This is a genomic window from Vibrio sp. 10N.261.55.A7 (assembly GCF_002877365.1).
Lineage (GTDB): Bacteria > Pseudomonadota > Gammaproteobacteria > Enterobacterales > Vibrionaceae > Vibrio.
Map to the genome: position 1 here is coordinate 42,424 of NZ_MCWZ01000331.1, position 12,991 is coordinate 55,414.

Here is a 12,991-nt window from a genome sequence, read left to right on the forward strand (position 1 = left end):
ACGAAAAAGAAACTTATGATTATTCCGTGGCAACAGATAGAAACAGACACCTTAGAAAACCTAATCAGAGAATTTGTTCTAAGAGAGGGAACAGATTATGGTGAATTGGAATACTCACTCGACGAAAAAGTCGAGCAAGTGAAACTCCTATTAAAAAGCGGAGAGGCAACGGTTGTGTTCTCAGAGTTACATGAAACTGTAGACATAAAAATGAGTAATTCGCTATAGCCTTCTCGCTTTTCGCTATACAGGTTTGCTCAGCGTAGACCTTTCATTAATGCGTGCTATAGTGAAAAGCTTGCCCTTGTTACCATCAAAGAAGGGCTTCAAGAACATTCAACAAGTAAGTTTCATTTACGACAAGGTTTGTCATGTCAGCAAAACATCCAATAATCGCAGTAACAGGATCTTCTGGTGCTGGAACAACAACAACATCAGAAGCATTTCGCAAAATGTTTAATATGATGAATGTGAAACCAGCCTGGGTTGAAGGCGATAGCTTCCACCGCTTTACCCGACCAGAGATGGATGTTGAGATCCGAAAGTCCAGAGAACAGGGCAAACACATCAGCTATTTTGGTCCGCAGGCAAATGACTTCCCGACTCTCGAGGAATTTTTTAGAACCTATGGCAACGATGGCACTGGGCAAGTACGCCGATACCTGCACACCTTCGATGAGGCCGTCCCCTACAACCAAATGCCAGGTACCTTTACGCCATGGCAAGACTTACCAGAAAATTCAGATGTACTGTTTTATGAAGGCTTGCACGGGGGCGTAGTCGATGGCGATGTGAATGTTGCCCAGCATGTGGATCTATTGATCGGCATGGTGCCTATCGTAAACCTAGAGTGGATCCAAAAGTTCGTTCGAGACACTCGAGACAGAGGCCACTCTCGAGAAGCGGTGATGGACTCGATTGTTCGCTCGATGGACGACTACTTAAATTACATCACACCGCAGTTTTCACGCACTCACATCAACTTTCAGCGAGTACCCACCGTCGATACGTCAAACCCACTGAACGCAAAGGGTATCCCAAGTCTCGATGAGAGCTTTGTGGTTATTCGATTGCGCGGTATTAAAAACGTCGACTTCCCATATCTTCTCGCTATGATTGATGGCTCATTCATGTCGAGACACAATACCCTAGTTGTACCAGGCGGTAAGATGAGTTTTGCTATGGAACTCATTGCAAGACCTATCCTGCAGCAACTTATCGAGACAGGTAAAATCGGATAAAGACTCACCATTCGAGTCGTTTACTTTTCATACCGTGATCATGTGCACATTTTTGCGTAAAATAACCGCATATTGGGCCGATTAAAATCAAGAAATCCGACTAAAAAAAGGATACTATTCTTAACCGTAATACAAGATAGCTTACGGCATTAGAATCGTACCCTTACCCTAAAGTAAGCTAAATTTAAGGCTTCGCTGTACACATGGAAAGCGATACGCGCACCTTTCAGAGGAATTGATATATTATGGTTTTAGGCAAACCTCAAACAGATCCAACACTAGAGTGGTTTCTTTCACACTGTCATATTCATAAGTACCCTTCAAAAAGCACGCTAATCCACGCGGGCGAAAAAGCTGAAACGTTGTACTACATCGTTAAAGGCTCTGTTGCGGTCCTAATCAAGGATGAAGAAGGTAAAGAAATGATTCTTTCTTACCTGAACCAAGGCGACTTTATTGGTGAATTAGGCCTTTTTGAAGAAGACCAAGAGCGTACTGCATGGGTTCGTGCTAAATCACCTTGTGAAGTTGCGGAAATCTCTTTTAAGAAATTCCGTCAACTTATCCAAGTTAACCCAGATATCCTAATGCGTCTTTCGTCACAAATGGCTAACCGCCTACAAGTGACAAGCCAAAAAGTAGGAGACCTAGCGTTCCTAGACGTAACTGGTCGCATTGCACAAACGCTTCTAAACCTAGCGAAACAACCTGATGCAATGACTCACCCAGACGGCATGCAGATTAAGATCACTCGTCAAGAGATCGGTCAAATCGTAGGTTGTTCACGTGAAACCGTTGGTCGTATTTTGAAAATGCTAGAAGAGCAAAACCTGATTTCTGCACACGGTAAAACTATCGTTGTCTACGGAACTCGTTAATCTCTAAGCACTAGCGATTAGAAATAATAAAGCCACCAAGCTAACACTTGGTGGCTTTTTCATTTCTAACATACAGCTCACTAAAACTAAGTATTGGTGCTCTCAAATATCTTGTCTGCTGATGCAGCAACAAAGCCCGTGTAAAGATCGCCATTTGGCATCGCGTAGCGCTTTGCAAACTCATAGAACCCACCTGGAATCAGCTCTACACCATCACTAAAGCGCACAGAGACTTTATCCGCCATGGTTGAGGACTGTTCAAGAAGCACCTCTGGTGAGCCCTTAACTTCGCCACCAGCTTCATTAATCACAAAGCCTGACTGACGAAGATGATCATTAACCTGTTTCACTTCTTCAAACGTATTGAGTTGGTTCACGCTTACGGTAAAGTGATTTGCGCCATAACCATGCGCAGCAAGCCAAGACGCGTACTCACTTTCTTTAGCCAGCGCTTGGAAATCAGCGTAGCTCAAGTCCCAAAGTCGACCACCAAATAAGAACTCGTGACCTTTTAGGTTACTATGATCCAATTGCTCGACGAGCCGAGCAACTATCTCCTGAAGCTGCTGAGAGCATTCATCCACTTTCAATTCGCTGATGAATACCTTGGGCTGTTTTGGGTCAGGATGCTCATAGTGCTTAGCGACCAGCTTTTTACTCTCAAACTCATAATCACCACAGGCGACATAGCCGATATCCAAGAATGGCCTAGCCAAAGTTTCAATACCAAGCGGCGAACTATTAAATGTTCTTAAAGCAATGTGATCGTTGATCAGGGCTTCATCTTCACGCAGCAATTGGTGCACTTGAGCGGCCGATGGACATAAACGCTCAATATAGTCATTCCAAAGAGCAGAAAAGAGAGTATCAGGTGTCATAACGAGTCCTTGTTAATGCCAGCTATCAACTGGCATGTATAGATTACGAGTTACAGTTCAATACCAGGGCTGAATGTCGCCGGAAGTAATGTCTCTTCACCTTCCATTGACGCCATTGGATACGCGCAGTAATCAGCCGCATAATAAGCACTTGGTCTTAAGTTACCCGAAGCGCCAGGTCCTCCAAACGGTGCATCACCGCTTGCGCCTGTTAACTGTCTATTTCGATTCACAATACCGGCACGAATATGATCAACAAAGTAATCCCATTCAGAATCATCAGTAGAAACCAAGCCAGCCGATAGACCAAAGCGAGTATCGTTTGCCATCTCAACAGCACTCTCTAGGCCACTGTAACGAATCACTTGCAGTAACGGACCAAAGTACTCTTCATCAGGCAACTCACTGATACTGGTTACATCTATAATCCCAGGAGAGACAAATGCTGCTTGCCCTGCTCTCGCTTCAATCAGGCTTTCACCACCAAGCGATTGAAGGTGTTGTTGCGCATTAAGAATAACCTCGGCCGCCGCATTAGAAATTTGTGGTCCCATAAACGGTGCAGGCTCTGCAAAAGGTTCATCCACCACAATCTTACGCGTCGCATCAACCAAACGAACCAACAGCGCATCCCCTTTTTCACCTTGAGGGATATACAGTCGACGAGCACAGGTACAGCGCTGACCCGCACTAATGAATGCCGATTGAATGATGGTGTACACCGTCGCGTCGACGTCACCATAGTCATTCGAAATCACCATCGGGTTGTTGCCACCCATCTCTAACGCCAGCATCTTTCCAGGTTGACCCGCGAACTGGCGATGCAGTACATGGCCCGTATTCGCGCTACCTGTAAAGAGAACGCCATCAATGCCTTTCGCATCGGCTAAGGCAATACCCGTTTCTTTTGCGCCTTGTACAAGGTTGATCACGCCTTTGGGTAGGCCAGCTTGTTCCCATAGCTTCATGGCAAACTCACCAATCCACGGTGTTTGTTCGGATGGTTTAAATACAACAGTATTTCCAGCCAGTAATGCAGGCACGATATGACCATTTGGTAGATGCGCAGGGAAGTTGTAAGGGCCAAATACCGCCATCACACCAAGCGGTTTATGGCGAAGAACTATCTGATTGCCCGCAGCTTCGCGTCTCGCATCACCGGTTCGCTCATGATAAGCACGAATCGATATGGCAATTTTACCCGCCATTGCACCTGCTTCAGTGCGCGTTTCCCAAATCGGCTTTCCGGTTTCTTTCGCGATGATCTCAGCGATCTCTTCGCTGTTCGCTTTAACCAGTTCCGCAAATTTCAGAACCACCTGTTCACGCTCTGCAAAGGGTGTTTTTTTCCAGTCGATCAGTGCTACTCGCGCTGCACTTACTGCCGCTTCAACTTGTTGTGGCGTGGCACTTTCACCCTGCCAAATTTGTTGGTTATTGTATGGGCTCGTTGAGTTCATTGCATCGCCTTGTCCAGCAACCCAATCTCCAGCAATCCAATGCGTCATATTTGTTTCCTTAACTTGTTACACAGAACGTAAACTAAAGCGCAAGCATGCGCACGTAGTCATCTTGTTGAACCTTTAACGCCTTGGCGACTTCAGGAGATAAAATAACGCTATCACTTGCTTGGTCATAAGCCGCTTTGCCCGCCGTTGCTCGGAAATCTTCAAATGAAGTATTTGAAATCAGGTAGTCATCAGCACTGGTGTGCTCAGAGATCACGACTTTGGCTCTAAAGGAGTGACGCACCGACTCTATATTGCGCGCATCACATTCAACTGTCGGGCCAGCATCGAAGATATCGACGTAGTTACGACACGTAAATCCTTCACGCTCTAAGAGCTTGAGAGCAGGCAGAGTATTTTCATGCACTTTACCGATCACTTCCTGAGCGTCTTTACTCAGCAAATTGATATAGATAGGCAGTTTAGGCATCAAATCCGCAATAAAGCCTTTTTTCCCTATCCCTGTAAGGTAATCAGCCATGGTGAAATCGATTGAGAAAAAATGCTCTTGCAACCACTTCCAGAACGGGGAGTTACCTTCATCATCAGAGACCCCGCGCATTTCAGCGAAGATCGTTTTAGAAAAACGCTCTGGGTGCTCAGCCAACATCAAGAAGCGACACTTAGACATCAAGCGACCATTTAAACCGCCACGAAAACTCGGACGCAAGAACAAGGTACAAATCTCGCTGCAACCTGTGTAGTTGTTACCAAACGTCAGTAGCTTCACAACATTATTCACGCCAAGTTTTGGCGAAGAATGCACAACGGTACTGATGTGGTAAGAATAGAATGGGACGTCCCAGCCGATTGAGGCTTCGACCCCAGTACAACCAGCCACCTCTCCAGTTTCGCTGTCAAAGCCGACCATCAAATAGCCTTCATCACCGGGCTCGGTGACGTTTTCTTTCGTGAAGCTATATTCTGAATGTTGGATACGATTGGTTAACAGTTCTTCGTTTACGGGAAGAGAGGTAAAACCATGGCCCGACTCTACCGCGCAAGTATGCAGTGCGTCGTAGTCAGACATTGAAATAGGGCGAACAACCAGCATCGACAATCCCTCCTGATGCAAGTGGAGCTATAAAGCGATTGGAGCTAAAAGAGAGCTTAGCCCCGAACAGCACTCTAGAGAGTGCAAAAATGATATGTATATTTGGGGCTAGATACCCACAATTGTCAGTGAACAGCGCTGAACTATTGCCACTCAACGCTGTTGTATACTCTTAGCTTACTGAACCAGTGACGCGATAGCCGCCTCTAGCTTGGCAAGCCCTTCTTCTATCTCTTGCGGTGTGATGACAAGCGATGGTGTAAAGCGAACCACATTTGCACCAGCAACCAACACCATTAGACCTTGCTGACCCGCTGCAACAAGTACGTCACGAGCACGTCCTTGCCACTCTTCATTAAGAACAGCACCAAGCAATAAACCTTTACCGCGAACCTCAGAGAAGATCGGGTACTTATCATTAATCTTAGTCAATCCTTCGCGGAACAGTGCTTCTCTTTCTTTCACACCGGCTAAGGTTTCTGGCTGCTTAACCACATTCACTACGGCTTCTGCAACTGCACACGCCAATGGATTACCACCGTACGTAGAACCGTGCGTCCCCACCTTCATGTGTTCAGCCAGTTTTGCTGTCGTCAGCATCGCGCCAATCGGGAAGCCGCCGCCTAGCGATTTTGCTGTGCTCAAGATGTCTGGCGTAACGCCTAAACCTTGGTACGCGTAAAACTCACCAGTACGACCATTACCGGTTTGCACTTCATCGAAAATAAGCAGAGCATTGTGCTGATCACACAGTTCACGAACCGTTTTAACAAACTCATCCGTTGGCGAAATAATGCCGCCTTCGCCTTGCAGTGGCTCCATCATGATGGCGCAAGTACGGTCAGACATATGGGCTTTAAGCGCTTCAATATCGTTGTATGGCAAGTGCGTGACATCACCCGGCTTAGGACCAAAGCCATCAGAATATGCAGCTTGACCACCAACGGTGACAGTAAAGAACGTGCGACCATGGAAACCTTGTTGGAATGCGATGATTTCAGATTTCTCTTCGCCATGAACATCTGCTGCCCAACGACGCGCCAGCTTAAGAGCCGCTTCATTCGCTTCGGCGCCCGAGTTAGCAAAGAAAACCTTTTCAGCAAAGCTGACTTCCGTCAGTGTTTTTGCTAAACGAAGCGCAGGCTCATTGGTCATCACATTGCTGAGGTGCCAAATTTTATTACCTTGCTCTGTCAGTGCGTTCACCATTTCAGGATGGCAATGGCCTAAGCAACTCACCGCAATACCGCCAGCAAAATCGATGTACTCTTGACCGTTTTGATCCCAAACGCGTGCACCTTCCCCTTTTACTGGAATCATTTCCATTGGGTTATAACAAGGCACCATCACTTCATTGAAGAGTTCGCGTTCTACTTTAATTTTTTCCACACCGTTATTTTCCATTGTCATCGCACATTCCCTCTTAACACGATCAGCGTTCAGTTGCGCATTTTGCCTCTCTACAATTGGAGGCATATTTTATTTCGCACTTTTACTGCTGACGCATTGTATTTACATTTAATTAACCATTTCAATAGTGATTTATTCTTTTCATCTGCGGAAACATCCACGCATAATCACTACATATGACTATTTATGCATCAAGTCGCTTCTTTTATGAAGCTTTTTTTTGAGTTTGATGAAAACAGGCAATGGAAGACTAGGGCTATCAAGGAAATAAAGGGGCAAAGAGTATCTGTTGCGAATAGTTTTTCATTCGCGAATTCAGGCAGTAAATATGAAAGAAATGTTAAGAAAGGTGATCGTTGTCAGATCATTACACAGGCTGGCGTGACAAGAAATTTGCCAGTAGTTGGTGTCCTTGCTCTGTTTTTATCGATTCCGGGTGAAACTGCACCGCATCAATGGGTAACGTTTTATGTTGATAACCCATAATTTCGTCCATTGAACCATCAGGATGCTCTGTCCATGCCGTCAATTCGAAGCAGTCAGGAAGCGTGTCATTTTGTACTACGAGAGAGTGATATCGGGTCACGGTGAGTGGGTTATTTAAACCTTCAAATACACTTCTACCATTGTGAGTGATCGGCGATGTTTTTCCATGCATGACTTGTCTCGCACGAACGACTTTAGCGCCAAATACCTGAGCTATCGCTTGATGACCAAGGCAAACTCCCATGATCGGTAGTTTTCCAGAGAAATATTCAATCACTGCAAGGGAAATACCCGCTTCGTTCGGGGTGCAAGGCCCAGGAGAAATAACCAGATGAGTTGGGTTTAAAGCTTCAATTCCGACTATATCAATCGCGTCATTACGCACAACCTCAACCTCTACACCCAACTCGCAAAAGTACTGGTATAGATTGTAGGTAAACGAATCGTAATTATCGATAATCAATAGCATGGTGACAATACAGCTCAAAACATTGAAACAATTCAGAGGGCGGTATTGTGCAATACCAACATGGAAAGGCAAGTAGAAACTTGATAAAAATAGAAATAAGGCCAGCATCAACTGGCCTTATCGTTTTACACTTCGATCTCGAATTTGGTTACTATTGGCGACGACGCCACACGGCAATACCAAACATCGACATTAAACTGATCAGGCCAAAAGAACCGCCCATCTGCAACTCTAGAACCGCAGGATCATGATCCGAAGAGCGGAAATGATCTTGATACTTCGGCAAGTCACCTTTGTATTCATCGTTGTAATCGAACAATGTCGATTCCCCACCATTGATGTGCCAGTCTGTTGCATCAACCACTTTGTCAGCAAGACCCTCACTGATCAACAGATGATCCAAAGCACCAACCTCATCATTGTATGAATAACTCCAGCTTTTAGGGTGCAACATCGCGACAGCATTGATGTAGCCATAGTTATCCGATATCACAGCGCCATCATCACCAAACTGCTGTTCACCATTGATGAAAGTATTACGTGCAGCTTTGATCTCTTTACCGTACTTCTCAGCACTATAATCCGTCAGAATCAGCATAGGATCTTCCATCCCGTAAGAGTTCATGTCACCCAAGATCACTTTATGCCCTTTGATGTCTTCTAGCGCGTCACCTAGCGCAACGGCAGCCGCAACGCGAAACTGCTCACACGAACCTTGCTTGTCGGCATCAATGCCACCCTGCCCACCTTCTGCGACAGGAGCCGCATCTTCCCAACATTTCGAGCCCTTAGATTTCAGATGATTGACAGCAACCGTAATCTTCTCTTTCGTGCCTTTTACTTTAAATGTTGGCGCTAATGAGTCTCGCTGGTAGTTTTTACCGTCTTCTATCACCTTGCCTTCATCATCCAGCACTTCTGGTGCTAACTGACTCGGCATTGCTATTACTCGACTTTTCTTCAGCTTAACCGCGCTATCGCGATAAATAACACCGGTTGTAATCACATCAGTGCCAATCGAGTCCAAATGGTTTGTCTCACCATCTTGGTTCGAATCTATCGCGACAAACGAATAGAGGTCTTTTTCATTGGGGATACGCAGGTTAATTTGATCAACCAACTGGGTTATTGCTCCGCTGTCACCAAAACCGTTGTTCTCTATTTCCATCAAGCCAACGATATCGGCATCCAGTAACAAGATTGCATTAACGATTTTTTCCTGTTGGACTTCAAACTCTTCATAGCTGTTGGCACCACGATTGCCACCATGCAGATTTGAATCGCCACCAAATGGGGAGTTGAAATAGTTTAGAACGTTAAAGGTCGCAATGCGTAAATCACCACGATTCATTTCAGGTCGTTCTGTTCTTGGCGTATTACGAATGAAATTGTCGCTATTAAGCTGATTGGTCGCAATCAAGCGATACTCGTTGTAGCTATAGCTTAAAACACCTTCAAGCCCGATGACTGAATCGTCGATGCGAATGTAGTCTTCTGTTGAACCGTTTTGGTCTATATCGGTACGGCCAAAGTCTGGGTAAAACGGCACTTGACCATTACCCGCTTTCTGGTCACTTTCAACAAATAGACGCGCCAATGCATTGTGCTCTGATTGTTCAATTGCTGCTTGAGAGCCGGCTGCATGAAGTTGGTTTGGCTGCATATTGATGGCACCTTGAGCCAAAACCATATTGTTGCGACGACCTGAATAGTCGTAACCAAAGGTGCGAGTCACACGCATATCAAGATCTTCTGACGTTCGCACTAACATCCCTTCATAGCGCTCTAACGTTTGCTCAAAGTTTTCATCGCTGTCGAGTAAGGTGATATCTACAGCTTGAGGAGCATCTTGAGAAGCGAGCTTTATCCAGTTGTTATTCTCAGCCTTAAGTTGCGTCAGACCGTAGCTCTCTTGAATTTTTCCTTTTACGCACACGACATCACCCGCAATCAAATCCGATTGCGCAAGATTCGTATGAACAAAAAGACCTTCAGAGGTATTGGCGTTGTAATCATCATTCAGAGCGCTCAGATAGAAGCCTTTCGTCAACCCTGTTGTTACTGCACTCACCACCCCTTTAACAAAGTACTCTTCGTCAGTAATGTAAGGGTAGCCATTGATGAATGGTGAGCTCGCCCCTTCTCCTTGAATGTCTTGGATAGAGGTAAACACAGGCGATGAACCGTCTTGTGTACAAGCGAACGGCTCTGGTACGTCAACACTATCAAGCAGCCCTAAGCCTGAAAAATCATCTTTACCCAATACAACCCATTGGGAGGCTTGGTAACCAGTGGAAGGTGTCAAGTCGGATCTCACTAACGTGACGTCTTTTCCCCAGTCAACATCGCCCATTTCGCCAAGCATGTCATGAACAGTGCCATCAGAATTAAGCAACGCAACGGGATCATCCCCATTAAAATTAATCACTGTTGCGTTATTTTCATGGCTTTTTTGTTGTACCTCTGACCCCGCACTTGGATGAGAGAGTACAAGAACGTCATGCGCCTTAATCACTCTTCCCGTTAGCGGAAGTTTGGTATCCCAGCTTCCACCACCATTGCTCGATTTTGCAAGCTGAAAATTGTCTAAGCTCACTGTCGTATTGCCTGTATTCGCAATTTCTAACGCCTTGTTATAACTGCTTCCCTCGATGTACTGAGAAATGACGACTTCTGACAGTGCGGGGGTTGCAACGGTCGATGTTACCGCTAAAGCAAGCAAACTACGTGTAAATTTGATTTCCATTATCCACCTCGAACATCCTTCCATATGTAACCGTTACATTTAGAAGGCATTCCATATCACGTTAATTGAATAGTTGTTTTTATTTTGCGTGTTCAGTGTTGGACTTTTATGTATGTAATAAAAACATTCACACCACTTATCGAGATCTCGATCTCATTGCACAGGGTAATGTTTGAATGAAGCGCAATATTTCAACAAACAAAGTAAACGCGACCAGAGGTAAATTGGAAGAAGTGGAGGAAGTGAAAGAGCTAACTGATGGATTTATAAATAAAAAGCCCTTAACGCATGCTAAGGGCTTGGGTATTCTGAGAGCTATAAATGCCTAGGTGAGCGTTTATAGCTACTGCAACTTATTTTATGGACGCGCTATAAAGCCTACTGCTTCATACGCCTTTTTAAGTGTTACCGCCGCTCGGGCTGACGCTTTTTCAGCACCCGCTTTCATTACGCTATCCAAATACGCTCTGTCTTCACGAATACGATGGTACTCAGATTGAATCGGCTCTAGCATTGCAACAATGGCTTCGCCTACATCCTTCTTAAACGGCCCATACATTTCAACGCCTTTGTAGTCCGCTTCAATCTCTTCAAACGACTTGCCCGTTGCGGCAGAGTAAAGACCCATTAGGTTTGAAATACCGGCTTTATTTTCCCAGTCGTTCGCAATACGTGGAGGCGTTTCTGTATCTGTCTGCGCCTTATTGATCTTCTTAAGAATAGACTTCGGATCTTCCAACAGAGTAATCACATTTTTACGATTATCATCGGATTTAGACATCTTCTTAGTCGCATCTTGCAGGCTCATTACACGTGCATTCACTGTTGGAATGTACGGTTCAGGAATTTGGAAGATTGGGTTATCCGGTGTGCTGTATACGTTATTAAAACGCGTTGCAATGTCGCGAGCCAGCTCTAGGTGTTGCTTCTGGTCATTGCCAACAGGTACTTGGTGCGTTCCATACAATAGAATATCTGCCGCCATCAGCACTGGGTAGCCAAATAAGCCCGCATTGACATCATTTGCGTAACGCGCTGACTTATCTTTGAACTGAGTCATTCGGCTCAGCTCACCCATTTGAGTGTAACAGTTAAGAAGCCAACCAAGTTGAGCATGCTCTGGTGCGTGTGACTGAACAAATAGCGTGCTCTTCTTAGGATCAACACCAACGGCAAGACAAATAGCCAATGCGTCTAGCGTCGCTTCATTGAGTGCTTTCGGATCTTGACGAACCGTAACAGCATGAAGGTCTACAACACAGTATTGGCAGTCGTAATCATCTTGCATCTGTTGCCATTGACGTAGAGCACCCAAGTAGTTACCGATACTAAGTTCACCTGACGGTTGAACGCCACTGAATACGATGGGTTTGCTCATGCTTATAATTCCTTTGCTTGTTCGCTTAGTGTCTTAACAACTCCGTTTTTTATAACGTCGTCTATTAAGACTTAGCTTCTTAACGTAAATATAGAAAAGCCGTGCAGCTCTTTCTGCACGGCTTATCCAGTGTACTCATTGACAAGTATTTTGCTAGTAGGTTCGCTAACTTTTGTCCGCTTTATACTGAAACTAGAACGACATCCAGTAATTGAGCAACGGTATCCGCCACATAGTCAGGGTTTGATGCTGAAATGGGCTCGCCGTGGTTGTAACCGTAAGTCAGACCAAACGAGTGACAGCCTGCATTCTTCGCCGCTTTGATATCATTGCTTGAATCACCCACCATCAACATTTCTTCCGCTTTCACATTGTGCTTTTCTAGCAACCAGTTGAGCGCGACTGGGTTCGGTTTTTTCTCTGGAAAAGAGTCGCCGCCCAACACATCAACAAAGTACTTGTCGATACCGTGTTGCGCCAGAACATCTGGGACAAACTTCGATGGCTTGTTGGTCACCAATGCCATAGTGAAGCCCGCTTTATGTAACTCAGCCAACGTCTCTTTTACTGACGGGTAAAGATGGCTCAACTTGTGGCCGCCCTGCTCGTAAAAATCATCAAACAGGATGCGCGCCTTCTTTAATAGCTCAGGCTCTAGGCTTGAATCAACCGTCAAGTTACGGCTCAGTGAACGTCCGATAAGAACATCAGCACCATTACCCACGTAGTCGCGAACTTGCTCTTCGCTCACGGAAGGGAAACCCAGCTCCTGACAAGATTGGTTAGCTGCAACGGCCAAATCAGGCACGCTGTCTAACAAGGTTCCATCCAAATCAAAGGCGATCAGTTTTATTGAGCTTAATGACATCTTACTTTCCTATTTATTATGTTCGTCTTATGAGTTGAGCGATAAGACGTAAAAAAGGGGCAAATTAGCCCCTTA

General features: G+C 45.3%; 12 protein-coding genes. 4 read left to right on the plus strand and 8 right to left on the minus strand.

Annotated elements, in window-relative coordinates; translation table 11 throughout:
* The first annotated feature begins 15 nt into the window (after nucleotides 1–15).
* The 3 genes from BCU12_RS21690 (at nucleotide 16) to crp (ending at nucleotide 2,119) form a co-directional block, all read left to right on the plus strand.
* Entirely contained in the window at nucleotides 16–228 is a 213-nt protein-coding gene (locus BCU12_RS21690) for a YheU family protein (protein ID WP_102406715.1), read from the plus strand.
* 143 nt (nucleotides 229–371) lie between these two features.
* A complete protein-coding gene (locus BCU12_RS21695) occupies nucleotides 372–1,241 on the plus strand; it encodes a phosphoribulokinase (protein WP_102406641.1) in 870 nt (289 codons plus the stop codon).
* Between the two features lie 245 nt (nucleotides 1,242–1,486).
* Entirely contained in the window at nucleotides 1,487–2,119 is a 633-nt protein-coding gene (crp, locus tag BCU12_RS21700) for a cAMP-activated global transcriptional regulator CRP (RefSeq protein ID WP_017036097.1), read from the plus strand.
* An 86-nt stretch (nucleotides 2,120–2,205) separates the two neighbouring features.
* Here crp and BCU12_RS21705 read toward each other — a convergent pair whose 3' ends face one another.
* The 6 genes from BCU12_RS21705 to BCU12_RS21730 form a co-directional block, all read right to left on the minus strand.
* A complete protein-coding gene (locus BCU12_RS21705) occupies nucleotides 2,206–2,997 on the minus strand; it encodes a DUF1338 domain-containing protein (RefSeq protein ID WP_102406643.1) in 792 nt (263 codons plus the stop codon).
* A gap of 50 nt (nucleotides 2,998–3,047) precedes the next feature.
* Complete coding sequence (gene astD, locus BCU12_RS21710) at nucleotides 3,048–4,505, minus strand: succinylglutamate-semialdehyde dehydrogenase (RefSeq protein WP_102406645.1); 1,458 nt, start codon at nucleotides 4,503–4,505, stop codon at nucleotides 3,048–3,050.
* Nucleotides 4,506–4,539: 34 nt separating this feature from the next.
* Nucleotides 4,540–5,559 (minus strand): arginine N-succinyltransferase, encoded by a 1,020-nt coding sequence (gene astA / locus BCU12_RS21715; RefSeq protein WP_102406646.1) that lies wholly within the window; start codon nucleotides 5,557–5,559, stop codon nucleotides 4,540–4,542.
* 177 nt (nucleotides 5,560–5,736) lie between these two features.
* The gene (locus BCU12_RS21720) at nucleotides 5,737–6,969 is read right to left on the minus strand and encodes an aspartate aminotransferase family protein (RefSeq protein ID WP_102406648.1); all 1,233 of its coding nucleotides are present in this window, start codon (nucleotides 6,967–6,969) and stop codon (nucleotides 5,737–5,739) included.
* Nucleotides 6,970–7,336: 367 nt separating this feature from the next.
* Nucleotides 7,337–7,924, minus strand: coding sequence for an aminodeoxychorismate/anthranilate synthase component II (locus tag BCU12_RS21725; RefSeq protein ID WP_102406717.1), 588 nt, complete (start codon nucleotides 7,922–7,924; stop codon nucleotides 7,337–7,339).
* Between the two features lie 151 nt (nucleotides 7,925–8,075).
* Entirely contained in the window at nucleotides 8,076–10,670 is a 2,595-nt protein-coding gene (locus BCU12_RS21730) for an ExeM/NucH family extracellular endonuclease (RefSeq protein ID WP_102406649.1), read from the minus strand.
* A gap of 176 nt (nucleotides 10,671–10,846) precedes the next feature.
* Here BCU12_RS21730 and BCU12_RS23365 point away from each other — a divergent pair, with 176 nt between their 5' ends.
* Nucleotides 10,847–10,999, plus strand: a complete 153-nt coding sequence (locus BCU12_RS23365; RefSeq protein WP_157939897.1) for a hypothetical protein — start codon at nucleotides 10,847–10,849, stop codon at nucleotides 10,997–10,999.
* 29 nt (nucleotides 11,000–11,028) lie between these two features.
* On the opposite strand, the gene trpS is transcribed toward BCU12_RS23365, so the two are convergent.
* Nucleotides 11,029–12,048 carry a tryptophan--tRNA ligase gene (trpS, locus tag BCU12_RS21735; RefSeq protein WP_102406651.1) on the minus strand — a complete coding sequence of 340 codons (1,020 nt, stop codon included), beginning with the start codon at nucleotides 12,046–12,048 and terminating at the stop codon, nucleotides 11,029–11,031.
* A 181-nt stretch (nucleotides 12,049–12,229) separates the two neighbouring features.
* Entirely contained in the window at nucleotides 12,230–12,916 is a 687-nt protein-coding gene (locus tag BCU12_RS21740; protein ID WP_102406653.1) for a phosphoglycolate phosphatase, read from the minus strand.
* Nucleotides 12,917–12,991: the final 75 nt, after the last annotated feature.